The organism is Mycetocola saprophilus (assembly GCF_000718085.1).
In the GTDB taxonomy this organism is placed as follows: Bacteria; Actinomycetota; Actinomycetes; order Actinomycetales; family Microbacteriaceae; genus Mycetocola; species Mycetocola saprophilus.
The window spans coordinates 266282-290866 of sequence record NZ_JOEC01000001.1; the positions used below are offsets into that span (position 1 = coordinate 266282).

The following is a 24585-nucleotide window of genomic DNA, read 5'->3' on the forward strand; positions in this document are numbered from 1 at the left end:
GGGTTAATCGATCCGGGGTCGCACGGCAGAAAGGGAGGCCCCAATGGTACTCGTACGTCAGGAAATCGGCGACGTTCTTCGTGACTTCCGCCTGCAGAAGGGACGCACTCTGCGTCAGGTTGCGGGCAAGGCCAGCGTGGCTCTCGGCTACCTCAGCGAGGTTGAACGTGGTCAGAAGGAGGCTTCCAGCGAGATTCTCGCCTCGGTAGCCGACGCGCTCGACACCCCCATCTCAGTCATCATGCGCGAGGTTGGTGATCGCCTGGCGATCATCGAGGGCCTCGCGCCGATCCCGGACACCATTCCGGAGAGCTTCACGGCCGACATCGAAGCCGAACTCGCGATTCGCTAGTCCCGCCGGCACAACACCCCGCACGAATTCGTGCGGGGTGTTTGCGTTGTCGGGCATCGTCTCCTCGGTCTGTGCCGTGGGTGCGCCGAGGTGTGTGGGGGCAGGGTCGGGGGAGTTGGGTAGGCTGAACGGGTGAAGAATAGCGAACTGCGCCATGCGATTGCCGCCGAGTTTGGTGCCGGATACGGCGGCGTGCTGATGCGCGACCTGGCGCTGCGAGCCCTCGATGGGCGTACCGGGGATGAGGCACTGGCGGCCGGGGTTCCCGCGCGCGATGTGTGGCTGGCGCTGTGCCGCGAGAACGAGGTGCCGCGCGAGCGCTGGGATGGCGTGCGCCTGCCCGCTCCGCGGGACTAGGTAAACGATCCGAAAACTCATTCGACACGCCGCGGGCAATATCTCGAACATTCGTTCGGATCGGCGTATGCTCCTACACAGGACGAAATCTTCGGATTGTTATCCACAATAGGACCGCAACTCGACCCGGTGTCGGAGGGTGATCCTAGAGTCGAAGCAACCGGAGCAGATCGCTCCAGCCTTGTTCACCGAGGGCGTGCCGGTGGTGCTGAAGTCAGCACCACGCGGGCACACGGCATCCAGATGTCGCCTCGGGACAGTATGTAGGCGCATCACCCACGAACGTAGCGCGCAGCCGCTACCGAGACGAAAGAGAGACGGCCATGGCTTCACCCACGGATCGCGAAAAAGCACTCGAAACCGCCCTTGCCCAGATTGACCGCCAGTTCGGTAAGGGCTCGGTTATGCGCCTCGGCAGCGATGAGCGCGCCCCCGTAGAAATCATCCCCACCGGCTCGATTGCTCTGGACGTCGCGCTCGGCGTGGGAGGTCTGCCCCGCGGCCGCATCATCGAGATCTACGGCCCGGAGTCCTCGGGTAAGACCACGCTGACCCTGCACGCTATCGCCAACGCTCAGCGCCAGGGCGGCATCGCCGCCTTCATCGACGCCGAGCACGCCCTCGACCCCGAGTACGCCAAGAAGCTGGGTGTCGACATCGACGCGCTGCTGGTTTCTCAGCCCGACACCGGTGAGCAGGCGCTGGAAATCGCCGACATGCTGATCCGCTCGGGCTCGATCGACCTGGTTGTCATCGACTCCGTAGCCGCCCTGGTGCCCCGCGCCGAGATCGAGGGTGAGATGGGAGACTCGCACGTGGGTCTGCAGGCCCGACTGATGTCGCAGGCGCTGCGAAAGATCACCGGTGGCCTCAACCAGACCAAGACCACCGCGATCTTCATCAACCAGCTGCGTGAGAAGATCGGTGTCTTCTTCGGAAGCCCGGAAACCACCTCCGGTGGTAAGGCACTGAAGTTCTACGCCTCGGTTCGCCTCGACATCCGCCGCATCGAGACCCTCAAGGACGGTTCGGACGCCGTGGGTAACCGTACCCGCGTCAAGGTGGTCAAGAACAAGATGGCTCCGCCCTTCAAGCAGGCCGAGTTCGACATCCTCTACGGTGTGGGTATTTCCCGCGAGGGCAGCCTGATCGACTTCGGTGTCGAGCACGGTCTGGTCAAGAAGTCCGGTTCCTGGTACACCTACGATGGAGACCAGCTGGGTCAGGGTAAGGAAAATGCCCGTAACTTCCTGATCAACAACCCCGATATCGCCGCCGACATCGAGAACAAGCTGCTGGCAAAGCTCGGCATCGGCGCGGCCGGTGCTCAGGCCAAGGCCGATGCTGCCGCCGCCGAGGCCGCGGCCGAGGCCAAGGCGACCGCCGCCAAGAACGCGCCCGCCGCCCCGGCGAGCGAGGCACCGGCGGTAGCGCTCAAGCGCGGCGCCTAGTCCCATGGTCCGCTTCATCGATGAGGGGCCTTCCTCGGAAGGCCCCGAAACCGAGAATGGTGGGCCCTCACGTTTCGGCGGGGCCGCCGGCGTATCCTCCCTCGGGCCTTGGCCCTCCTCGCGTTCGCGCGGGGAGGCCTCGGTCGAGGAGCGAGAGGCCGCGGCTCCGTCGGCGTTTGCCCCCACTTTCGCGCCCGCCTGGGGTGTGATCCCGGCATCGGCCGAACCGACCCAGGACTCCGCCGCGGCATCGGATTCGCGAGAGTCTCCAGGCTCCTCGGTGCCCGCGGAGCATTCGGATTCGGAGTATTCGACCACTGAATGTTCGGATTTTGAGCGTTCGCATTTGGCACCTTTGGATTCGGCACCTTTGGATTCGGTGTCCTCAAAATCGGTGCCGTCGGACTCGGCACCTTCGCATTCGGGGCCTTCGGATTCGACGTCTGCTGAGCCCGCGGCGTCGGCCGCGGCTCACCCGACCTTCGCCCCGGCCTGGGGCGCGCCGAACCGCGTCGCCCCACTGTCTGAAGCAGCGGTGACTGACGAGGCAGTGACTGAAACGGCGGTGACTGATGATGCGGAGACCGAGGAGTCGCTGGCCCCGGTGATTTCGCTGGGCAGGCGGCGGTCGACACCGATACGCTCGGGCGCTCGCGAAGCAGATTCGGCCGTGGCCGAAGACGCGACCTCTTCATCTGTCACCGCGGCATCGGTAACGGCGGACACGGATGAGACAGGGAAGCCTGCGGTACGCGCAATCGTCTCCGATCTCGCGACCCGGGCGCGCAAGACCATCGCCGCCGATCCGGCAGATCCGGCCGCATCGGTCGTAGCGCCCGCGCATACGGCGGCCTTCGAGGAGTATCCCGACACCGAGATTCCCAGCTTCGCCGCCCGGTTCGGGCTGGACGAGGAGGAAGACTTTGAGGACGACGGCGAGTCCGAGGAGGAGATTGTTCCGCCCACCTTCGATGAGGCGGTAGAACTCCTTGTGCGTCGGCTTGCCCGATCTGCGCTGAGCCGTGCCGAGGTGATTTTCGAGGTCGAGCGGCTGGGCCTGGAAAACGACGGTGCCGAAGCCGTGGCCGAACGTCTGGACGAACTTGGCTATCTGGATGATGCGGTGCTGGCCGAACAGCTCAAGCACTCCCTCTACGATCGAAAGGGTAAGTCCCGCCAGGTGGTGGCCCGGGAAATGGCGCAGCGGAAGATCCCAAACGAGGTCATTCAGGACGCGCTGGCCGAGGTTGCCGATGACGACGAGCTTTCCGCCGCCACCGCGCTGGCCAAGAAGCGGGTCGGGCAGATGAGCTCGATCGATGATGCCGCCGCCGAACGTCGCCTCACCGGCTTTCTCGCCCGTCGGGGATACCCCGGATCAATCGTGCGCGAAGCCGTGCGGGCGGCACTGGCAACCCGTGGGTCCCGCGGACGCGTGACCTTCCGGTAGGGAGGCTTTCGGGGGAAGGTTGGGTGTTGACCAGCCTTCCTCTACAGGCCCGCATTCTTCCACGGGCCTGCCTTCTCCCAGCGGGAGTTCTTCCTGTAGCTGTGTGCCTTCCTCCACAGGCCAGAGTTATCCACCGGGTGGGTCGTGCGACCACACGGGCCGCCCGGGTTTCGTAGAATGGACACATGAGCACTTCCGTGAGTTCCTCGCCCGTCAGCACCCCCACCATCATCACGCCCTCCGAGGCGGCGGTTGGTACCGGTGGTCGTCGGCGTACCTATGAGGTACGTACCTACGGATGCCAGATGAACGTGCACGATTCCGAGCGCCTGAGCGGGTCGCTGGAGGCCGCCGGATACGTTCTCGCCGCTGGTGAAGAACCCGATGTGGTGGTCATCAACACCTGCGCGGTTCGGGAAAATGCCGACAATAAGCTCTATGGCAACCTGGGTCATCTGGCGTCGGTCAAGAAGCGTCACGAGGGCATGCAGATTGCCGTGGGTGGCTGCCTCGCGCAGAAGGACAAAAACGTCATCCTGGAAAAGGCACCCTGGGTCGATGTGGTGTTTGGAACCCACAACATGGGCGCGCTGCCGAACCTGTTGGAGCGTGCGCGTCACAACGACGAGGCGCAGCTGGAGATTCTCGAATCGCTGGAAACCTTCCCCTCGACCCTGCCGACCAAGCGCGACTCCAGCTATAGCGGCTGGGTCTCGATCTCGGTGGGATGCAACAATACCTGCACGTTCTGCATCGTGCCCGCGCTGCGTGGCAAGGAAAAGGATCGTCGCCCGGGCGAAATTCTTGCCGAAATCCAGGCGCTGGTTGACGATGGGGCCATCGAGGTCACCCTGCTGGGGCAGAACGTCAACAGCTACGGCGTTGAGTTTGGTGACCGCTTCGCCTTCAGCAAACTGCTGCGCGCCGCGGGCCAGATCGAGGGGCTTGAGCGCATTCGCTTCACCAGCCCGCATCCGGCCGCCTTCACCCAGGATGTCATCGATGCGATGGCCGAAACTCCCAGCGTGATGCCGCAGCTGCACATGCCGCTGCAGTCCGGCTCGGACACCGTCCTCAAGGCCATGCGTCGGTCCTACCGCAGCAAGAAGTTCCTGGGAATCCTCGACCAGGTACGCGAGAAGATTCCGCACGCTGCCATTTCCACCGACATCATCGTGGGTTTCCCCGGTGAGACCGAGGAGGATTTCCAGGAGACCCTGCGTGTGGTGGAAGCCTCCCGCTTTGCCACCGCGTTCACCTTCCAGTACTCGGTGCGCCCGGGCACCCCCGCCGGGGAAATGGAGAACCAGATCCCCAAGGCCATCGTGCAGGACCGCTACGAGCGTCTGGCCGCGCTTCAGGACCGGATCTCGCTCGAGGAAAACCAGGCTGTGGTGGGCCGCGAGGTGCGTATCCTGGTCGCGACCGGTGAGGGCAAGAAGGATGCCGCAACCCGACGGATGTCCGGCCGCGCCGAAGATTCCCGTCTGGTGCACTTCTCGGTACCCGAGGGCTCCGAAATTCCGCGTCCGGGCGATGTGGTGACCGCGGTGGTCACCGAGGCCGCGCCATTCCACCTGATCGCCGACGCCCCCGAGGGCACCCTGCTGAACATTCGTCGCACCCGCGCGGGTGATGCGTGGGATCGCGATCAGGCCGAGTCCTGCGGGGTTCCCAGCGATCCCGGGGCCGGATCGACGGGGTCCGCCGGTGGGCCGGTAAACCTCGGGTTCCCGAGCCTGCGTGTGGGGCCGCCGGTCGCGGCCTCGACCAGCAGCACCGTGCCGATCTACAACACCAACGACGACCTGCGATAGGCGTGAGTATCTCCGAAAGTTCACGGTATCCGTCGGCCTCGGAATCAGGGGCGAGCACGAGCACGAGCCCGAGCATGAATCCAGTTTCGAGCCCGAGCACGAATCCGGCTTCGGATCTGAGCGAGGTTACGAGTACCAGCGCGAGCGAGCGTGAGTCGGGGCCGATCTCGTCCGGACCGCTGCTCCAGGACCTCGGGAATCCGCGACTGATAGCCGTGGTCGGGGCCACCGGCACCGGGAAGAGTGACCTGTCTCTCGAGCTGGCGCGGAGGCTTGCCGGCTACGGGCAGCGGGCCGAGATTATCAACGTGGATGCGATGCAGTTCTATCGCGGCATGGATATCGGTACGGCCAAGCTCAGTGTCGCCGAGCGCTCGGAGTTTCCGCACCACCTGTTCGACATTCTGGATCCGCATGAGGATGCGGCCGTCGCGCACTATCAGCCCGAGGCTCGCGGCATCATCCGTGACGTCCTTGACCGGGGTGCCTGGCCGATCCTGGTGGGCGGATCCGGCCTGTACGTGTCCAGCGTGCTGTTCGACTTTGAATTCCCCGGCCAGGATCCAGAGATTCGCGCCCGATTAGAGGCCGAGCTGAGCGCCCAGGGGCCCGGCATGCTGTTTCGCCGGCTGCGCGATCTCAGCCCCGAGGCGGCCGAGAGGATCGGTCCGCACAACGGACGCCGCATCGTGCGAGCACTCGAGGTGGCCGAAATCACCGGGGAACCCATCGCCGGAACCCTGCCGGACGAGCCCGTGTGGTGGACCCCCACCCTGCTCATTTCGCTCACCGCGCCGCGTGAGGACCTCGTCGCCCGCCTGGATGCGCGGGTGACCCGGATGTGGGAGGCCGGGCTGGTTGCCGAGGCCGGCGGTCTGCTCGAGGCGGGCATCGATGCCGGGGTCACCGCGAGACGGGCGATCGGGTACGGCCAGGCCGCCGCGCAGATCCGCGGGGAGATGACCGAGACCGAGGCGATTGAGGACACGCGCCGGCTCACCCGCCGCTATGCGCGTCGTCAGGTGAGCTGGTTCAAGCGCTATCGGGGTGCCCACGTGTTCGACACGGTTGCCGAGACGCTGCCCGAGATCGCCGAACACATCCTGCCCTCCGCCTTGTCCTGACGTCTCACCCCTGACGCGGGGACCGGCAGCCGTCCCTGCCTAAAACGCGCGGAAACGGCACACGCCGCAACGGTTTCCCGATGCGGCGTGTGCCGTTATCGACGGCGACTACGAGCGGGTCGCGCCCACCGCCTCACGCTTCTTCGCTCCGCGCCGGCGCAGCGCCTGGAACAGGGTGAAGCCGATCGCGATGGCCATTAGCGAGTACAGGGTGATCGTGATCGGGGAACCCACCAGGATGCCCAGGTCGCCCTCGGAGACCGCAAGCGAGCGCCGCAGCTCGGTCTCGGCCAGCGGACCGAGGATCGCGGCGATCAGCACCGGGGCCAGCGGGATCGAGAAGCGGCGCATCAGGAATCCGAGCAGTCCGATGCCCAGCACCAGCCACAGGTCCATCTCGGCCGAGGCGATTGCATACACACCGAGCATCGCAAACAGGGTGATCCCCGCATAGAGGTAGTGCTTGGGCACCAGCAGCAGCTTGGCCCAGACGGCGGCGAAGGGCAGGTTGATGATCAGCAGGATGATCAGCCCCACAAACAGACTCGCCAGCAGCGGCCACACCAGGTCGGCGCTGCGCTCAAACAGCAGCGGTCCGGGCTGCATGCCGTACTGCTGGAAGGCCGCGATCATCATCGCCGCGGTGGCGGAGGTGGGCAGTCCCAGCGCGAGCAGCGCCCCCATCGCGGTTCCGGCGGTCGCGTTGCCCGCGGCCTCGGGGGCCGCCACACCCTGAATCGCGCCGCGCCCACCAAAGTCGGGATCCTTGCGGCGCTGCGCGAGCTTCTTCTCGGTGCCGTAGGCGAGGAAGGTCGGAACCTCCGAACCACCCACCGGGATCACACCGAACGGCACACCGAAGCTGGTGCCACGCAGGAACGCGGGGAAGGCCTTGCGGAATTCCGACCAGTTGAGGAACGGCGATCCGCCGGCCGAAACCCGGGTGACCGCGCCGTCGCGGTGAATTCGAGACGCCACGTGCAGCACCTCGCCGAGCGCCAGCAGGCCCACGGTGATCACGATGATCGAGATGCCGTCAAACAGTTGCGGGAGTCCCAGGGTGAATCGGGCAGCGCCACTGGGACCGTCGATTCCGACCATGGCCAGGGCCAGGCCGATCGCGAGGGCGAGCAGTCCGCGCAGCACCGATTCGGCCACAACCGAGGAGATCGCCACGAAGGCGAAGGCGGCGAGCGCGAAGTATTCGGCCGGGCCGAACAGGGTTGCCAGCTTCACCAGGTAGGGCGCGAAGAACACCACCAGCGTGGTCGCGATCATCCCGCCCAGGAACGCGCCCATTGCCGAGGTTCCCAGGGCCTTGGCGGCACGGCCGTCCTTGGCCATCCGGTGGCCCTCAAACGTGGTGGCGATGGCCGAGGAGTTGCCGGGGGTGTTGAGCAGGATGCCGGCGGTGGAGTCCCCGAACAGCCCACCAAAGTAGATGCTGGCAAACATGATGAAGGCACCGGTGGGATCCAGGCTGAAGGTCACCGGGAGCAGCAGGGCCACCGCCATTGCCGAGCCGAGGCCCGGGAGCACACCCACGGCGGTACCGAGGACCGCGCCGATGAGGAGCCAGAGCAGGTTGATCGGGGTCAGCGCGACGCTGAATCCCTCAAGCAGGTGGGTTAGCTGATCCATGTCCGGACCTCCAAATACATCGCGTCAACAAGCGGGGAAAGGGTGCTTAGCCGAGCCATGAGAACACCCCCGAGAGGATGCCCGAGGGCAGGGTGAGGCCCAGGCCCGCGGAGAACGCGAGTTGAATGGCCGAGGACATTAGGATCGCGATGGCGATATCAAACACCGGTCGCTTGCTGCCCAGGGCCCGGGCGATGACCCAGAACAGCACGGCCCCGGCGAGAATCCACCCCAGCGGAACCAGCAGCAGCACAAACCCGACCAGACCGGCCAGCACAAATCCGAAGGTTTTCCAGTCGGTTCCCGTGCGCGGCACGTCGTCCCCGGTGGCCGAGGCGACCACCCGGATTTCCGAGGTGGTGTCGATATCACCGAGCTCGCCCAGCAGGTCGGGGTCCATGCCCAGATCATCGCTTCCCCCGGCACCCACCTCGGCCTCGGGATTGCGAATGACCTGGATGGCCAGCAGCACCCCGAGGATGCCCAGCCCGGCGCTCACGATGGTGGGGAAGAACTGCGGGCCCGGCACGCCGGATCCCGGTGGAACCTCCATGGTTGCGGTGCCGATGCCGAGGAATATCCCGAGGCCCAGCACCAGGGCGGCGACCACGAGCTCGCCGCGCCCGTGCCACCAGGAGGCATCGGCCGGACGGGTCGGGGTGACGGATGTGGCGGTCATAGTCCCAGCTCCCTAATCAGATCGGACACCCGAACGGTTTCCTCCTCCAGGAAGGCGTCAAACTCGGCCCCCACCTGGAAGGAATCGGTCCAGTTGTTGCGGCGCAGAGTGTCCTGCCACTCGTCGGTGGCGTGCAGTTCGGTGATGATCGCGACCATCTCGTCCCGGGCCTCATCGGAGATGCCCGGCGGTGCCACGTAGCCGCGCCAGTTGGACATTTCCACGTCGATCCCGGATTCGATGAACGTCGGCACGGGCACCCCGTCCAGACGCTCGGGGGAGGAGATCGCCAGGGCACGCAGGGTGCCGGCTTCGATCTGGTCGCGGAACTCGTTGTAGCCGGAGATCCCCGCGGCCGCGGTGTTGGAGAGCATCGAGGCGAGCACCTCGCCGCCGCCCGAGTAGGCGACGTAGTTGACGTCCCCCGGGTTGATCCCCACGGTGCGCCCGAGCAGGCCGCTCAGCAGGTGATCGATGCTGCCGAGCGAACCCCCGGCGATCGAGTGCGCGCCGGGAGCCTGCTTCCAGGCCGCGGCGAACTCCTCCATCGTGGTGTACGGGGAGGCCGCGGGGACCACGAGCACGCTGTAGTCATCAGCGAGGCGCGCAATCGGGGTGGTGTCGGCCAGTGATTCGGGCGTCTTGGAGAGCGCGCTGGCACCGATCATCACCGCTCCGGTGACCATCAGGATGTCGTCGCGTCCATCCATCTGAACCAGCTTGCTCAGCCCGATCGTTCCGCCCGCCCCGGGCACGTTGATGACCTGGGCGTTGTTGACGATGCCGGCCATCCGCAGGCCCTGCTGACCCTCGCGGCCGAAGCCGTCCCAGCCTCCACCGGGGGAGGCCGGGGCCATAATGGTGAGTTTGCTGCGTGCCGAGGCGGTGGACCCCGAGGCGCTGGCATCCATCGCCGCCGCCGTGAACACACCGATCGTGAGGACTCCCACCACGACCGAAAGAATCGTTTTCTTCATGTTTGTTCCTTCCGCTTCCGCCACAACGCTGTGACGCAAGTTTGGTGTTCCCACGCTAGGCACCCGGGAGGGCCCGGTCTATTTGTGTGTTTTGTGGTCTTAAATGACCGCGCCGTGTGCCGGAGCGGATGCCCGTGCGCTGGTAGCCTGGCGGTGGCCCACGGGCCGTGAGGGAGGACGATGGTGTCTGGGCACAGGACGGATGGGCGCGCCGAGCGCTCCCCGAGTGCGCCGCGCCGCCTCACGCTGCTGCTGGTTCAGGTGGGGATCGTGTTTGTGTGCCTGGGGATCACGGTGATCGTGGCGCTGATGGTGCAGGAGCGTCAGATTCGCGCGGCCACCGAGGAGCGGGTGATCCAGGTCGCCGAGTCCCTGTCCAGCCTGCCCGCCGTCCGCGCGGGAATCCTGGCCCCCTGGCCCACCGGGGAGCTTCAGCCCGTCGCCGATCTGGTGGCCGAGGCCGCGGGGATGGACTACGTGGTGATCACGGATACCGCGGGCATCCGGCTCACCCATCCCAACGCCGCCCTGGTGGGGGAGCGGGTCTCCACCGATCACCGTCGGGTCCTGGCCGGGGAACACTTTGTCGGGGTCGAGGCGGGCACCCTGGGACCCACCCTGCGCGCCAAGATGCCGGTCTACGACACCTCGGGGACGGTGATCGGCACCGCCTCGGTGGGCATCCTGGAGAGCGCAATCGCCGAGGATATGCGTGACGGGGTCGCCGGCCTGCTGCCCTGGGCGCTGGGATCCCTCGCGGTGGGGATCGGGGCGGCCGCCCTGGTCACGATGCTGCTGGGACGGCGCCTGGACCGCCTCGCCCGCGACGCCCGCGACCTGGTGGTTCAGCGCCGAGTGGGCGCGGCCCTGGGGGAGCAGTCGCATGAATTCACCAACCGCCTGCACGTGCTCTACGGCCTGCTCGAGGATCGGGAAAACGACGAGGCGCTCGACTATATTCGTACCCTGGTTCCCGTGGACGCCGAGGTGGTTTCCGGCGCGGATTCGGTGGGGGGAGGTGAGGCGGCGTCCACCGGACCGCGCACCGCTCCCACCCCGGTGTCCCGCAGCGGCCTGCGCACCCTGATCGAGCGGCAGCGGGCAATCCTGGTAGCCCAGGGCGGCCACCTCGAATTCGAGGATGCCGAGCCGGGCAGCCTGGACACCGAGGAGTTTGAGGTGATCGCCAACCTACTCTCGAATGCGGTGGATGCGGCCGGACCGGGTGGCCGGGTCGAGCTTCGCCTGACCCGGGGGCCCGAGGGCCTGTCCATCCGGGTGTGCGACAGCGGGAGCGGGATTGCCCGCGCCGACCACGAGCGCATCTTCGAGCGTGGCTTTAGCACCAAATCGCCGGGGGAACGGGACCTGCCCCGCGGCTTCGGTCTCGCGCTGGTGGCCCGCATCATCGAGACCCGCGCCGGCTGGATCACCGTGGGAACCCCCACCGACGGATCGGCGGGTACCCGGATGGACGCCCTCGTGCCGCCGCTGCGTCCCGCCCACGGCGCCGTCAGTGCGCAGCACCCGCCCGCACCCGTCCACCCCGACCCGGAGGAGACCGCGCGATGATCCGCACCCTGATCGTGGACGATGACTCGGCCGTCTGCCGCATGCACATCCGCGCGCTGGAGCGTCTTCCGGGCTTTGTGGTTGCCGACACCGCGGCCACCGGGGCCGCCGCACTGGACCGGCTCCTGGACGGCGATATCGATCTGGTGCTGCTGGATATCCACCTGCCCGATTTCAGCGGGGTCGAGGTGTTGCACCGCCTGCGTCAGCTCAGCGACGACGCGGTGGACGTGATCGTGGTGAGCTCGGCCAACGACGGCATCACGGTGTCTCAGGCGGCCTCGGCTCGGATCGCCGACTACCTGGTTAAGCCCTTCTCCCGCGCCCTGTTTGAGCAGAAGCTCGGCGCGTATCGCGACGGGCGCGCGGCGACCCGTCCGCGGGTCGACCCGGCACCGCTCGGACAGGAGGACGTGAACGCGCTGATCGAGGCCGGCCGGGGTGGCGATCGCCGTCTGCCCAAGGGGCTCTCCGAATCCACCGCGCGGCTGGTGGAGAACGCCGTGTCCACCGAGCAGGCCTCCTCGGCGATCGAGGTTGCCGCCGCCTGCGGACTCTCCCGGATTACCGCCCGGCGCTATCTCGACCACCTGGTGCGCACGGGGGTGCTGCGCAGCGAACACCGCTACGGCCAGCGTGGACGCCCGGAGATCCTTTACCGCCGCCGCTGAGCGGGTTTTCCGATGCGGGCCGCGACGCCTAAACTGGGGCAATGGCGAACACACTCGATTTCCACAAGGGCCACGGCACCGGCAACGACTTTGTCCTGATCACCGATCCCGATGCCCGGCACGAGCTGACTCCGGCCACCATCGCCGCCCTGTGTGATCGTCGCTTCGGGATCGGTGCCGACGGCCTGATCCGCGCCGCCCGCTCCGCCTCGCTCGAATACGGGGCCGAGAGCCTGGCCGAAGACTCCGGCGCCGAGTGGTTCATGGACTATTACAACGCCGATGGTTCGGTGGCCGAAATGTGTGGCAACGGAATCCGCGTGTTTGTGCGCTACCTGATCGACACCGGCCTGATCACCCTTGAGCGCGGCGAAACCATCGCGATCGGGACCCGCGCGGGTGTCCGCGACGTCCAGGTGACCGCCGGCGGATTCGCCGTGGACCTGGGACGCTGGCGCCTGGAGGAGGACGGCCCGCTGGTGCACACCCGCGGCGTCGAGGTGGCCCGTCCGGGTGTGGGCATCAACGTGGGGAATCCGCACGTGGTGGTTGCGCTCGCCGATGACTCCGAGCTCGACCAGGCCGACCTCACCGTCGCCCCGACCCTGGATCCGGCCCCCGAGGCCGGTGCCAATGTGGAACTCGTGGTTCCCGCCGCCCAGCTGGTGCGTGACGGCGTGGGCCAGATCCGCATGCGCGTGCACGAGCGCGGCTCGGGCGAGACGCTCTCCTGCGGCACCGGGATCGCCGCCGCAGCCCTGGCCACCCGCTTCTGGGCCGGCCCCGCCGCCCCTAACCAGTGGCGAGTTACCGTGCCCGGCGGCGTCTGCGCCGTGCGCATGTTCCCCACCGAGGACGGCGAGCACGTGTCCCTCTCGGGTCCCGCGGAACTGGTCTACACCGGCACCGTGGACCTGGACGCGCTGCACCGGGTCTAGGCACCATACTCAAAAGGCCCCGGTGGATGTGAATTCCACCGGGGCCTTTCTCGTGTGTGATCGCTATACGAAGTCGGGCAAATCTTCATCATCGGCGGCGGAGTGATCCACCAGGATCACCCGGAAACCCTTGGCCGTGGTGTGACGGCTCACGGTGAACTCGCTCCCCAGGGTCTCGGCGATCCAGCGCTGCAGCGAGTCGCCACCCAGGTTCTTCTGCACCACGAGCCAGGCCTCGCCCTGCTCGACCAGGCGGGGCAGCCAGTGCTCCAGCATGCCGTGCAAGACGTCCTTGCCCACGCGGATCGGCGGGTTGGACCAGATGGCCTCAAACCGGATGTCCGCGGGTACCTCATCGGGGTGCACGGCACGGATATTGGTGATACCCAGATCGGCGGCGTTATTACGCACCAGGTCGAGTGCACGATCGTTCACGTCCACGGCCCAAACGGTGGCCTCGGGGCTCAGCAGCGCGAGCTCGAGGGAGATCGGGCCCCAGCCGGCACCGAGGTCGAGCAGGTTGCCGTGGGTCGGCGGCTCGGGCACCTCCTCGAGCAGAATGCGGGTGCCCTCGTCGAGGTGGGCGGGGGAGAAGACCTTATTCGCGGTGGTCAGCGTGCGCTCGACGCCGGCAATGCGCGCGGTGATGGTTCGATAGACCGCATCACCCGCGGGTGTTGCATCAAAATAGTGTTCACTCGACATATTTAGACCGTATCCGATGGATACGAACTAGGGTTAACTCGATGACAAAAGACACCCCGAACACCATCACCCCCGCAGACGACCGCGATGCCGCGGTGCAGAGCGCCACGGGCACCGCCCAGGCCGCCGAGCGGGGTACCCACAATTCGACACAGACCGGCGATTCCGCCACTCATTCCCCCGCCGCGTCCGGGTACGACGCGTCCCATTCCACCGGTGCCTCTTCCACGGGCACCTCCTCCACCGATTCCACCGGTGCTGACGATCACGGTGCGGACGATCACGGTGCGGACTCCGAGGACGCCGTCGAGCGTGTCCTGCGTGGTGCCGCCTCCCGTGCCGGCGCGGTCAACGTGTTTGCCACCGGCCGTGCCGCCGCCCTGCAGGACCACGACACCGAGGGATCGGCGGGCGATGGCGATCAGGCCGACCGCGCCGACCGCGCAGCCCTGCGCCGCGTCGCCGGGCTCTCCACCGAGCTTGAGGACGTCACCGAGGTTGAGTATCGCCAGCTTCGCCTGGAAAACGTCGTCCTGATCGGCGTGTATCCGCAGGGCAAGCAGGACGACGCCGAAAACTCGCTGCGGGAGCTGGCCGCGCTCGCCGAAACCGCGGGTGCCGCGGTTCTCGACGGTCTGCTGCAGCGCCGCGCCAATCCCGACGCCAGCACCTATCTCGGGAGCGGAAAGGCCGCCGAGCTTGCGGGGATCGTCAAGGCACTCGGTGCCGACACGGTCATTGCCGACACCGAACTCTCGCCCAGCCAGCGCCGCGCGCTCGAAGATGTGGTGAAGGTTAAGGTGATCGACCGCACGGCCGTGATCCTCGACATCTTCAGCCAGCACGCCAAGAGCCGCGAGGGTAAGGCCCAGGTGGAGCTGGCCCAGCTCGAATACCTGCTGCCCCGTCTGCGTGGTTGGGGTGACTCGATGTCCCGCCAGGCCGGTGGTCAGGTGGGTGGAGCCGGTATGGGTTCGCGTGGTCCCGGTGAGACCAAGCTCGAACTGGACCGCCGACACATCCACATTCGGATGTCGAAGCTGCGCCGTCAGATCAAGGGCTTCCTGCCCGCCCGAGAGGCCAAGCGCGCCAACCGTCAGCGCTTCGAGGTACCCTCGGTCGCGATTGCCGGGTACACCAACGCCGGCAAGTCCAGTCTGCTGAACCGGATCACCCGGGCCGGCGTGCTGGTCGAGAACGCGCTGTTTGCGACCCTGGACGCGACCGTCCGCAAGAGCAAAACCGAGGATGGTCGGGTCTACACACTCACCGATACCGTCGGTTTTGTCCGTAACCTTCCGCACCAACTGGTCGAGGCATTCCGCTCGACCCTGGAGGAGGTGGGCGACTCCGATGTGATCGTGCACGTGGTGGACGGATCCCATCCCGACCCCTCGGCCCAGCTCAAGACCGTGCGTGATGTGATCACCGATGTCGGTGCCCGGGACATCCCGGAAATCGTGGTGTTCAATAAGTCTGACCTGGTGTCCGAGGAGGACCGCCTGGTGCTGCTGGGACTCGAACCGCACGCGATCTTCGCTTCGGCGCGCACCGGCGAGGGCATCGAGGAAATCCTGGCGAAGATCGCCGAGCTGCTGCCCAGCCCGTCGGTTGAGCTCAATTTGCTGGTGCCCTACGACCGCGGCGACGTGATTTCGTTGCTGCACCGTCGTGGCCGCGTGGTCACCCTCGACTATGAGGAGGACGGCACTCGCGTTCACGCGTTTGCCTCACCCGAGGTGGCCGCGGGACTCGACGAGTTCGCGCGGTAGTGCCGATCCCCGAGTGACCGATGTCCTGCGCCGAGCGTCACGCGACCAGCGCAGGCACGATCAAAAGACGAAGGGGCGAGTCCTGATGGACTCGCCCCTTCGGCGTTGCTGAACGACACACCCTCGGTGTTGTCGGCTAGAACAGCCGGGCCGCGCTGGCCGACTCGTCCTCCTCGAGTTCCAGGAGGAAGGCCTTGCGGGCGGTGCCGCCCGCGTAACCGGTCAGCGATCCGTCGGCCCCGACCACGCGATGACACGGCACGATGATGCTCAGCGGATTGCGACCCACCGCTCCGCCCACGGCCTGCGCACCGCCGGGCTGGCCGAGCTCGGCGGCGATATCGCCGTAGCGGATGGTTTGTCCACGCGGAATCCGCCGAATCTCGGCCCAGACGCGCTGGGCAAAATCCTCACCCTCGGGGGCGAGCGGGAGATCGAAGGTCTCGCGATCACCGGCAAAGTACTCCGCCAGTTGATCGCGGGTGCGCGCGAGCACCGAACTGTCCGCGATGTCCACCCGGTCGCCGAGAGCACCATCGGAGGGCCGGCGAGCGTGCTGGGCGAAGTACACGGCGATCAGCGTCTCGCCGCGAGCGACCAGGGTCAGCTCATCCACCGGCGAGGGAATGACCGCGTGAATCAGGCGGGACACGTTCGAATCCTCGGTGGTGTGCACGCTCTACCTCGTTTCGGGCTGCGGGATCCGGGATGCGGGCTGCTCGACTCGGGATGTCGGACCGGGGCCCGGGAAATCGAATCGATCGAGCCCGCGGCGGGGAACTAGACCGCGCGCAGGACCGCGACGATCTTGCCGAGCACCTCGGCGTGATCACCCAGGATCGGCTCGAAGTTCGAGTTGCGGGGGAGTAGCCAGGTGTGGCCGTCGCGCTGACGGAACACCTTCACGGTGGCCTCATTGTCCAGCATCGCGGCCACGATGTCCCCGTTTTCCGCGTCGTGCTGCTGGCGCACCACAACCCAGTCCCCGTCGCAGATGGCCGCGTCGATCATCGAGTCGCCGGAAACCTTGAGCATAAATAGGTCGCCCTTGCCCACGAGCTGGCGCGGCAGCGGGAAGACCTCCTCCACCTGCTGCTCGGCGGTGATCGGGGAACCCGCGGCGATCCGACCCACCAGCGGCACCATGGCGGCGTCGCCCACCGGCGGGGTGACCGATTCGAAACTGGCCGAGGACACGGTGGTGCCGGGCAGATCGATCAGGATCTCCAGGGCGCGGGGACGATTGGGGTCGCGGCGCAGGTATCCGCTGAGTTCCAGCTGATTGAGCTGGTGGGTCACGCTGGACAGCGAGGCGAGGCCCACGGCGTCGCCGATCTCGCGCATGCTCGGCGGGTATCCACGGTCGGCCACCGAACGGGAGATGTATTCGAGAATCGAACGCTGCTTCTCGCTCAGGCTCTTGCGTCGCCGAGTGCCGGTTTTGGGCGCGTCGGTGGCGTCTACGTTCGGCTTCTTGGTGACCATGGTTTCCCGTCCTGACGGCCCGTTTGAGCCAGTGTCGGTGGTTATTGGTTGAGTAATCCCAACACTCGAAACTGTATCCAGCGACGGCTGGGAAAACAAACATTTCTTCGAGTGTGTCGGGAAAAAATCTCAAAAAGATTCGAATACCGGCTTGTGAATTCGATTATTCGAAGTTATATTCGAAACAGATGTTCTAACGCCCTTCGAAAACACCGCCTCGGTACAGCAAACCCCGGTGTTGGATTTCCCTTCTTCAGCACGCTTTGTCTTCAGCACGCTTTCATTTACACCGGCCACGGCTTCCACTCCTCGGACTCTGCTTCGCAGGATGGAGCGCCGCACGGGCACCGAAAGCCGGGCATGCCCGGCTGATCGCCACCCACCGGTACAGAGAGGCCCATTATGAGTACCGCAATCCTGAATCCCCGCCGTCCCGCTACCGCTCGTCCCTCCTTCGGATTCGAGCCCTCTGCTCTGGCAGCACCCGCCGGTGTTGCCGCCTCTGCTGCCAAGGCTCGCCCCTCGGGCAAGCTGCGTCTGACCCGGCGCGGCCGCATCGTCATCACGACGCTGGTGGCGCTGCCCCTGGTGATCGCGCTCCTGGTGGTGGGTTTGAGCGCCGGGGGAGCGGTTGCCTCCTCAACCCCGAGCGACGCTTCCTTCCACTACGTCACCGTGGAAAGCGGCGATACCCTCTGGCAGCTCGCCGTGTCGCTTGACCCCTCGGCCGACCCGCGGGATGTCATCGCCGAGATCCGAGACCTCAACCAGCTGCAGGGATCCGGCCTGGAAGCTGGTCAGCGCTTGGCGATTCCGCTGCGCTTCGACGCTCCCACGCGCTAGGTTCGCACACCCGTGCAGACTGGGTAAATGTGCGCCCTGTTGCCCGGAGTGACTGGGTAAACTTTTCCCGTGACCACTCTTGACGATCTGCCCCTCCGCGATAATCTGCGCGGCCAAACCCCCTACGGCGCACCGCAGTTGAACGTGCCCGTTGCGCTCAACGTCAACGAGAACACCCATCGCATCCCCGAGGCGGTGGCCCACGATATCGTCGCCCGTATCGCCGAGACCGTGATCGGGCTCAATCGGTATCCGGATCGCGAGTTCACCGGTCTGCGCGAACGCCTGGCCCGTTACCTCGGCCACGGGCTGACCGCCGAGAACATCTGGGCGGCCAACGGCTCCAACGAGGTGCTGCAGCACGTCCTCTCGGCCTTCGCCGGACCCGGACGCACCCTACTCGGGTTTGCCCCCACCTACTCGATGTACTCCCTCCTTGCCGCCGGCGGCGACACCACCTGGATTCCCGGTGTGCGGGATGACGAGTACGAGCTCTCCGCCGAGACCGCCGTGGCCCAGGTGCGCGAGCACCAGCCCAACGTCGTGTTCCTGTGCTCCCCGAACAACCCCACCGGTACCCCGATCGATCTGGAAACCATCGCGGCGATCTACGATGCCACCGATGGGGTGGTTGTCGTGGATGAGGCCTATGCCGAATTTGCCCCCGACGGCACCGAGAGCGCTCTGAGCCTCCTGCCCGGACGCCCGCGGCTGCTGATCTCGCGCACCATGAGCAAGGCCTTCGCCTTCGCCGGTGCCCGGGTGGGATACCTGGCCGCCGATCCCGCGGCCATCGATGCCCTGCGTCTGGTGCGTCTGCCGTACCACCTCTCGGCACTCACCCAGGCGGCCGCCGAGGCGGCCCTCGATCACACGGCGGAAATGCTGGCGATGGTGGATGATATCCGCGGCCAGCGGGACCGCATCGTGGCCCGCCTCACCGAACTCGGCTACACCCCGCACCGCACCCACTCCAACTTTGTATTGTTTGGTGGCGTCGAGGATCCCCAGGCACTGTTCACCGCGCTGCTGGAGCGCGGCATCCTGATTCGCGACGTCGGTATCCCCGGACACCTGCGCGTGAGCGCCGGAACCGAGTCCGAAACCACCGCCTTCCTCGAGGCCCTGAGCGCGCTAAGCTCAAAGGCATGACCAGCGCACCTCGGACCGCGAAGATTACGCGGGCAACCAGTGAATCCTCGATCGAGCTCGAAATCAACCTCGACGGCACCGGCCGCAGCGAGATTGAAACCTCCGTGCCCTTCTACGACCACATGCTCACCGCCTTCGCCAAGCACTCGCTGACCGATCTGCGGGTCAAGGCCACCGGCGACACCCACATCGACGTTCACCACACGGTGGAGGACATCGGCATTGCCCTGGGCCTGGCGATTCGCGAAGCCCTCGGTGACAAGGCCGGAATCGCCCGCTACGGCGATGCCCTGTGCCCGCTGGATGAGGCCCTGGCTCAGGCCGTGGTCGACATCTCGGGTCGCCCGTTCCTGGTGCACACCGGTGAGCCGGCCGGGTTTGAGTTCCACCTCATCGGTGGACACTTCACCGGATCGATGATCCGTCACGTCTTCGAGGCCATCACCTTCAACGCCGGACTCACCGTCCACATCGACGTGCGCTCGGGCCGCGATCCGCACCACATCGCCGAGGCCGAGTTCAAGGCGTTCGCCCGCGCGTTCCGCCAGGCCAAGGCCTTCGATCCGCTGGTTGAGGGCATCCCGTCCACGAAGGGCAAGCTGTGAGCGATACCAACCCGACAAGCGATACCACCCCGGCAGCACGCCGCCCCCGCGTGGTGGTCTTTGACTACGGATCGGGCAACGTCCACTCGGCGGTCAAGGCCCTGGAAAAGGCCGGTGCCGACGTCACCCTGAGCGGAGACTTCACCGAGGCGATGGCTGCCGACGGGCTGTTTGTCCCCGGTGTGGGTGCGTTTGACGCGGTCATGGCCGCACTGGAATCCTCCGGCGGTGCCCGCATCATCGATAAGCGCATCACCGGTGGCAAGCCGGTGCTCGGCGTGTGCGTGGGACTGCAGGTCATGTTTGACCGGGGGACCGAGCGCGGGGTGGAAACCGAGGGTCTGGGTCAGTGGCCCGGATCGATCACCGAGCTGCCCGCCGAGGTTGTGCCGCACATGGGCTGGAATACGGTTCGGGTTCCCAAGAACTCCCGCCTGTTCCGCGGTCTCGAGGACGAGCGCTTCTACTTTGTTCACTCCTATGCGGCGCAGGAATGGCTGCTGGATGTGATTCCTCCCTTCACGGAACCGGCCCTCACCTGGGCCGACCACGGTGTTCCCTTCCTGGCTGCGATCGAAAACGGACCGCTCACGGCCACCCAGTTCCACCCCGAAAAGTCGGGGGAGGCGGGGATCACCCTGCTGCGGAACTGGCTGGACACCCTACCCCTCCCGGAGTAGCCGCACCCCGGCGCGCGGTCGCCGAGCGGACATCCACCCGGCGCACCAACCACCTCCACCCTCGCGGGCCGAACACGACCGACACCGAACGTGTTCATCTCGCACCCTCGCGGGCCGAACACCGCCGACACCGGCATCGTTCACCCACCACCCAGCGAATCCCGTCAATCCCGGCGTGGATTCGCCCCTAGGACACAAGGACAACATGAGCGAGTTCAACAACACCCCGGCACTCGAACTGCTGCCGGCCGTGGACGTGGCCGACGGTAAGGCCGTTCGCCTGACCCAGGGCGAAGCCGGATCCGAAACCAACTACGGCGACCCCGTCGATGCGGCCCTGGACTGGGCCAAGCAGGGGGCCGAGTGGATCCACCTGGTCGACCTGGATGCAGCCTTTGGTCGCGGCAACAACCAGGCCGTCATTCGTCGGGTGATCAAGGCCGTGCACGGCGTCAAGATCGAACTCTCCGGTGGTATCCGCGATGACGAGAGCCTGGAAGCGGCCCTGGAAAGCGGCGTCACCCGGATCAACCTGGGCACCGCCGCCCTGGAAAACCCCGAGTGGGCCGCCAACGTCATCGGTCGCTACGGTGACGCGATCGCCGTGGGCCTCGACGTGCGCGGCACGACCCTCGCCGCCCGCGGCTGGACCCGCGATGGTGGCGACCTGTGGACCGTGCTGGAGCGCCTCGAAGAGGCCGGCTGCACCCGCTACGTGCTGACCGACGTGACCAAGGACGGCACCCTGCAGGGCCCGAACATCCAGCTGCTCAAGGACGTCATGGAGCGCACTAACCGTCCGGTGGTCGCCTCCGGTGGCATTTCCAGCCTCGACGACATCGCCGCCCTGCGCGAGCTGGTGCCCCTGGGCCTGGAGGGCGCGATCGTCGGCAAGGCACTGTACAACGGCAACTTCACCCTGCCCGAGGCCCTGGACGTGGCCTCCAACTAGTTCATCTGCATGGGCCCGGTACCTCGCTGAGGGGTGCCGGGCCCGTTGCATGTGCGCGCCGAATCGGAAGGCCCGATAGGCTGGATGTGGCCAATTGCGCGACCACCCGTTTGCGATGTGGCCCGCCCACCCCGGCGGCTCGTCCCCGCCGCTGCGCACCACCCATCCGGCGGCTGATCCGGCCGCACCGCACCGTCCATCCGATGGTTTCGTTCCCGCGAGGAGACAGCATGACCGAGCCCACCCCGGCCGACCCACACGCACACGGTGCCGGCTGCGATCACGGCACCCCCGGTGATCCCACCGGGATTCGTGCCCGCATTGCCGCCCTCGCCGGCAACACCGCCGACAGCGCGGACCAGTCCTGGGAGGGACGCACCTTCCAGGCCCACGACAACGCCTACGCCGAGGATGATGGCAGCGCGCCCGCCGAGCTCGCCGAGGCCCAGCGCCGGTTCACCGCGGGGGAGGGGAGCGCCGAGGCCGTCGTGGATGCGTTCCGTACCGCACGACTGCTGATTCCGCTGGTTGCCCATGCCGGGGACGTGGGACTCAACGCCCACGGTCAGGAGGTCGACAAGACCCAGGAGCTCTCGATCATCACCGTCGCCGGACCCGACGGTCGCAACGTCCTGCCGGTGTTCTCCTCGGTGGATGCGATGCGGGCGTGGAACCCCAAGGCCCGGCCCGTGCCCGCCGACGGCATCCGGGTAGCCCTGGCCGCCGCCGAGGAAAACACCGACCTGGTGGTGCTGGATGCCACCACCCCGCTGGAATTTGTGATCCGCCGTCCTGCGCTCTGGGCCGTGGCCCGCGAGGAATCCTGGATTCCCAGCTTCCAGGATCCCGAGGTGTTCGCGGCATTTGTGTCCTCGATCGGGACCGAACTCTCGGTGCTGGATGTGGCACTGTCCACCGCCGACCCGCTCTCGCGCCTGCACGGTCCCGAGCTCGTGGTGACCCTGACCCTGGTGCAGGGTCTCGACCGCGAGATGCTTGACGCCGTGCTGCAGCGCCTCGCTCAGCGCTGGGCGCAGGACGACGTGATCGCTACGCGGGCCGACTCCCTGACCGTTCGTCTCCGATCCTCGGAGTAGCAGGCCAGAATAGAACACCCCGCCGTGCACGAGCACGGCGGGGTGTTCTGTTGGACGGTCCTAGTGGTGGCGGTAGGGTGCGCCATCGGCATCCACCGGGAGGCGCTCGCCCGCGAGTACCCGCAGCGGCAGGCGGTTATCCGGCGCGGGCAGCGGGCACACGTAGTGGTCGCTGAAACCGCAGGGCGGGACAAACGCACGGTTGAAGTCGATCACCGTGTGGCCCTCGGCATCGGCGGCGGGGACCGTGAGGAAGCGGAACCTATAGGTTTCGTCCTCGGCGTCGCGGTCGGTCCCGGTCTGATCGGCGAACACCACCGAGTAGGCGTTCCCCGCGGCGGTGGCCACCAGCGCGGCCCAGTGTCCGTTGATGTTGACGTGCAGGCGGCCCGAGAGCGGCTTGTCCTGCACGAACCCGTCCACCAGTTCGATCGCCAGGGTCTCGTCCGCCGCGGCCTCGAATCGGGCCGGGAATACCCAGGCGGGATCGGGGGTGAACGCTGCAATCTCGGTGATCGCCCGGCGGGTTTCGCTGCGCGGGGTGAGGACCCGCAGCGCCAGGTCCTCGCCGCGGCCAAACGCCCGCAGGAGGACGTCGCCGTACTCGACATCGGTGCCGGGCTCGACCCGCAGCGTGGTGGCCGGGACCTCGACATTGGTGGGGAGCAGCCCCACGATCGCCTCGCCTTCACGCTGCCACGTTCCCGGAAGGCCGGGAACCTCCTGAGCCTGCTCGGTGAGCCAGTGGGTGCCCACCAGCGAGGCGATGCCGTACGGCGAGAGGGTGGTGTCGAGGCGCGCCTCATGCCAGGCCGCCCAGTCGGCGGCGAAGGCGGCGGGATCGGTCGCGGAGTCGGCGGGGGTAGTGCTGGTCTCAGACATGGGTGGAGATCCTTTCCTGTGTGGTGGGGAGTGCGGAATCGGCGGCATCCGGGGCGGAGGCCGCCGGATGCGCGGGGGCGAGCGCGGCAGCCGCGTCCGCCGAGGGTGCCGCGGCCGAGGCATCCGTGGTACCCGCAAGCACCGTGCCCGAACGCTCGTGGGCGAAGCGCTCCTGCTCGGCACGAATCTGCTCGGGGGTCAGCGGACGGATCGCCTGGGCCAGCGCCGCCTCGCGCTGCGCCGCCCAGCCCGCCTGGATCAGCGGGTAGGCCTCCTCGAGCAGGATCCGCGCCTTCTCCACCGTCTCCTCGAGCGTGTGCAGGGCCGGATGGATGCCGAGGATCAGCTCGTCGGTCAGCGCGATGGTGGGGTCGGCCAGCAGGTCGGCGGCGAGTTCCTCGGGGGTGCCCCAGATGAAGTTGTCCGAGAGTAGCTGGTCGGGGATCGAGGCGGTGAGATCCACCCGGCCGATCTTCGCGGCGAACTCGTTCCAGCGCCCCGCGCGCTCGCCGGCCTCGGCGAGTGCCGCGGCATTGGTGACGCCCGGATAGGCGGTCCGCGAGGTCACCACATAAGGCGTGCGGGTGTCGCCCCAGGTTTCGTGGAATACCCGACGGTACTCGCGTACCGAGTACGCCTGACGCTGCTGGAATCCGGCGCGCGCCTCGGCGGTGCGCTCGCCGCCGTTGCCGAATCGCTCGAGGATGAAGCCATCCCCGCGCACCGCCGCGGCCCGGATCGTGTTGATATTGGAGCTGCCGTGGACCACGCGTCCGGTCAGTCCGGCGTTTGCCGGCCAGATGTGGGCGCTGCCCTCGGGTACCTGCGATCCTTCAAGCGCCCAGTGCAGCGAGTCGATCTTGTGCTCGAAGTTGGCATCGCGATCCTTCTCCCAGGCATTGAACACGTGGAAGGAGTCCGAGGGGACCCCCTTGCCCACGCCGAGGATCAGGCGACCGCCGGAGAGGTGGTCGATGACCGCCACGTCCTCGGCGACCCGGATCGGGTCGTCCAGCACGATCGGTAGCACCGCGGTGCCCAGCCCGATCCTCGAGGTTGCCACCGCCGCGGCCCCCAGGAACGCATACGGGCTCGGCAGCGCCGCCCAGCCCGAGTGGAAGTGCCGGGTCGCGATCCACGCGCTGTCGTAGCCGAGCTTTTCCAGCTCCTGGAACAGCAGGATGTTTTCGCGGTAGATGGTCGAGGTGTCGGTGTTCTGGTCCAGGTGGGTGATGAACCCCACCCGCAGGCGCTCGCCGATCACCGTGGATCCCAGCGGCGCGGTGGTCCCGAGCCCCGCAATCTCATTGGGTTCGGGACGACGGCTGACGGGGAAATCTGCGGTGCTCATGCGGTTACCTCCACGGGGTGTTGGGATGTGCG

The 24585-nt window shown here is 66.9% G+C and carries 24 protein-coding genes; 16 read left to right on the forward strand and 8 right to left on the reverse strand.

All coding sequences use genetic code 11. The features are described 5' to 3' along the window. Positions 1-43 precede the first annotated feature (43 nt). The 6 genes from IE92_RS0101170 (at position 44) to miaA (ending at position 6551) form a co-directional block, all read left to right on the forward strand. Entirely contained in the window at positions 44-352 is a 309-nt protein-coding gene (locus IE92_RS0101170) for a helix-turn-helix domain-containing protein (RefSeq protein WP_030143050.1), read from the forward strand. A 132-nt stretch (positions 353-484) separates the two neighbouring features. After that, positions 485-709, forward strand: a complete 225-nt coding sequence (locus tag IE92_RS0101175) for a DUF3046 domain-containing protein (protein WP_030143051.1) — start codon at positions 485-487, stop codon at positions 707-709. A 323-nt stretch (positions 710-1032) separates the two neighbouring features. Then, positions 1033-2160, forward strand: a complete 1128-nt coding sequence (gene recA / locus IE92_RS0101180; protein ID WP_043321270.1) for a recombinase RecA — start codon at positions 1033-1035, stop codon at positions 2158-2160. Positions 2161-2725: 565 nt separating this feature from the next. Beyond that, a complete protein-coding gene (locus tag IE92_RS18515) occupies positions 2726-3610 on the forward strand; it encodes a regulatory protein RecX (RefSeq protein WP_051701456.1) in 885 nt (294 codons plus the stop codon). A gap of 185 nt (positions 3611-3795) precedes the next feature. Further along, positions 3796-5427 (forward strand): tRNA (N6-isopentenyl adenosine(37)-C2)-methylthiotransferase MiaB, encoded by a 1632-nt coding sequence (gene miaB, locus IE92_RS0101195; protein WP_051701457.1) that lies wholly within the window; start codon positions 3796-3798, stop codon positions 5425-5427. 74 nt (positions 5428-5501) lie between these two features. Further along, a complete protein-coding gene (miaA, locus tag IE92_RS0101200) occupies positions 5502-6551 on the forward strand; it encodes a tRNA (adenosine(37)-N6)-dimethylallyltransferase MiaA (RefSeq protein WP_081863783.1) in 1050 nt (349 codons plus the stop codon). Between the two features lie 108 nt (positions 6552-6659). Here the strand turns inward: miaA and IE92_RS0101205 are convergent, their stop codons facing one another. From IE92_RS0101205 to IE92_RS0101215, 3 genes are read right to left on the reverse strand one after another with little or no spacing between them, the layout of a single operon-like run. Then, entirely contained in the window at positions 6660-8192 is a 1533-nt protein-coding gene (locus IE92_RS0101205) for a tripartite tricarboxylate transporter permease (RefSeq protein ID WP_030143055.1), read from the reverse strand. A 46-nt stretch (positions 8193-8238) separates the two neighbouring features. Next, positions 8239-8871 carry a tripartite tricarboxylate transporter TctB family protein gene (locus IE92_RS0101210; RefSeq protein ID WP_030143056.1) on the reverse strand — a complete coding sequence of 211 codons (633 nt, stop codon included), beginning with the start codon at positions 8869-8871 and terminating at the stop codon, positions 8239-8241. Then, positions 8868-9848: a Bug family tripartite tricarboxylate transporter substrate binding protein gene (locus tag IE92_RS0101215; RefSeq protein ID WP_030143057.1), complete on the reverse strand. Its 981-nt coding sequence runs from the start codon at positions 9846-9848 to the stop codon at positions 8868-8870. Before IE92_RS0101215 ends, IE92_RS0101210 begins: the two co-directional genes overlap by 4 nt. Before the next feature lie 180 nt (positions 9849-10028). On the opposite strand from IE92_RS0101215, the gene IE92_RS0101220 reads away from it, so the two are divergent. Genes IE92_RS0101220 through dapF form a run of 3 tightly spaced genes read left to right on the forward strand, consistent with a single transcriptional unit; the run spans position 10029 to position 13029 of the window. Next, positions 10029-11420, forward strand: a complete 1392-nt coding sequence (locus IE92_RS0101220; RefSeq protein ID WP_051701458.1) for an ATP-binding protein — start codon at positions 10029-10031, stop codon at positions 11418-11420. After that, positions 11417-12091: a response regulator gene (locus IE92_RS0101225; RefSeq protein WP_030143059.1), complete on the forward strand. Its 675-nt coding sequence runs from the start codon at positions 11417-11419 to the stop codon at positions 12089-12091. The genes IE92_RS0101220 and IE92_RS0101225 overlap by 4 nt, the downstream gene beginning before the upstream one ends. Before the next feature lie 41 nt (positions 12092-12132). After that, positions 12133-13029 carry a diaminopimelate epimerase gene (gene dapF / locus IE92_RS0101230; RefSeq protein ID WP_030143060.1) on the forward strand — a complete coding sequence of 299 codons (897 nt, stop codon included), beginning with the start codon at positions 12133-12135 and terminating at the stop codon, positions 13027-13029. A 63-nt stretch (positions 13030-13092) separates the two neighbouring features. Here dapF and IE92_RS0101235 read toward each other — a convergent pair whose 3' ends face one another. Beyond that, complete coding sequence (locus IE92_RS0101235) at positions 13093-13734, reverse strand: class I SAM-dependent methyltransferase (protein WP_030143061.1); 642 nt, start codon at positions 13732-13734, stop codon at positions 13093-13095. A 41-nt stretch (positions 13735-13775) separates the two neighbouring features. Between IE92_RS0101235 and hflX the strand changes: the two genes are divergently transcribed. Next, positions 13776-15506, forward strand: a complete 1731-nt coding sequence (hflX, locus tag IE92_RS0101240; protein ID WP_245601194.1) for a GTPase HflX — start codon at positions 13776-13778, stop codon at positions 15504-15506. A gap of 136 nt (positions 15507-15642) precedes the next feature. Here the strand turns inward: hflX and IE92_RS0101245 are convergent, their stop codons facing one another. Both IE92_RS0101245 and lexA read right to left on the reverse strand, forming a co-directional pair. Then, on the reverse strand, positions 15643-16158 hold the full coding sequence (locus tag IE92_RS0101245) for a methylated-DNA--[protein]-cysteine S-methyltransferase (RefSeq protein WP_211250738.1): 516 nt from the start codon (positions 16156-16158) through the stop codon (positions 15643-15645). Positions 16159-16286: 128 nt separating this feature from the next. Then, a complete protein-coding gene (lexA, locus tag IE92_RS0101250; RefSeq protein WP_030143064.1) occupies positions 16287-16991 on the reverse strand; it encodes a transcriptional repressor LexA in 705 nt (234 codons plus the stop codon). A 402-nt stretch (positions 16992-17393) separates the two neighbouring features. On the opposite strand from lexA, the gene IE92_RS0101255 reads away from it, so the two are divergent. The 6 genes from IE92_RS0101255 (at position 17394) to IE92_RS0101280 (ending at position 22320) form a co-directional block, all read left to right on the forward strand. Beyond that, on the forward strand, positions 17394-17834 hold the full coding sequence (locus IE92_RS0101255; RefSeq protein ID WP_081863784.1) for a LysM peptidoglycan-binding domain-containing protein: 441 nt from the start codon (positions 17394-17396) through the stop codon (positions 17832-17834). A 69-nt stretch (positions 17835-17903) separates the two neighbouring features. Continuing rightward, a complete protein-coding gene (locus tag IE92_RS0101260) occupies positions 17904-18986 on the forward strand; it encodes a histidinol-phosphate transaminase (RefSeq protein ID WP_030143066.1) in 1083 nt (360 codons plus the stop codon). Further along, positions 18983-19591 (forward strand): imidazoleglycerol-phosphate dehydratase HisB, encoded by a 609-nt coding sequence (gene hisB / locus IE92_RS0101265; protein WP_030143067.1) that lies wholly within the window; start codon positions 18983-18985, stop codon positions 19589-19591. The genes IE92_RS0101260 and hisB overlap by 4 nt, the downstream gene beginning before the upstream one ends. Further along, positions 19588-20271, forward strand: coding sequence for an imidazole glycerol phosphate synthase subunit HisH (gene hisH / locus IE92_RS0101270; protein WP_051701459.1), 684 nt, complete (start codon positions 19588-19590; stop codon positions 20269-20271). Before hisB ends, hisH begins: the two co-directional genes overlap by 4 nt. A gap of 205 nt (positions 20272-20476) precedes the next feature. Continuing rightward, a complete protein-coding gene (gene priA / locus IE92_RS0101275; protein ID WP_030143069.1) occupies positions 20477-21223 on the forward strand; it encodes a bifunctional 1-(5-phosphoribosyl)-5-((5-phosphoribosylamino)methylideneamino)imidazole-4-carboxamide isomerase/phosphoribosylanthranilate isomerase PriA in 747 nt (248 codons plus the stop codon). A gap of 230 nt (positions 21224-21453) precedes the next feature. Next, positions 21454-22320 carry an SseB family protein gene (locus tag IE92_RS0101280; RefSeq protein WP_081863785.1) on the forward strand — a complete coding sequence of 289 codons (867 nt, stop codon included), beginning with the start codon at positions 21454-21456 and terminating at the stop codon, positions 22318-22320. 60 nt (positions 22321-22380) lie between these two features. On the opposite strand, the gene IE92_RS0101285 is transcribed toward IE92_RS0101280, so the two are convergent. Continuing rightward, entirely contained in the window at positions 22381-23202 is an 822-nt protein-coding gene (locus IE92_RS0101285; protein WP_051701460.1) for a DUF1684 domain-containing protein, read from the reverse strand. Beyond that, positions 23195-24553: an LLM class flavin-dependent oxidoreductase gene (locus IE92_RS17045; protein ID WP_051701461.1), complete on the reverse strand. Its 1359-nt coding sequence runs from the start codon at positions 24551-24553 to the stop codon at positions 23195-23197. The genes IE92_RS0101285 and IE92_RS17045 overlap by 8 nt, the downstream gene beginning before the upstream one ends. Positions 24554-24585: the final 32 nt, after the last annotated feature.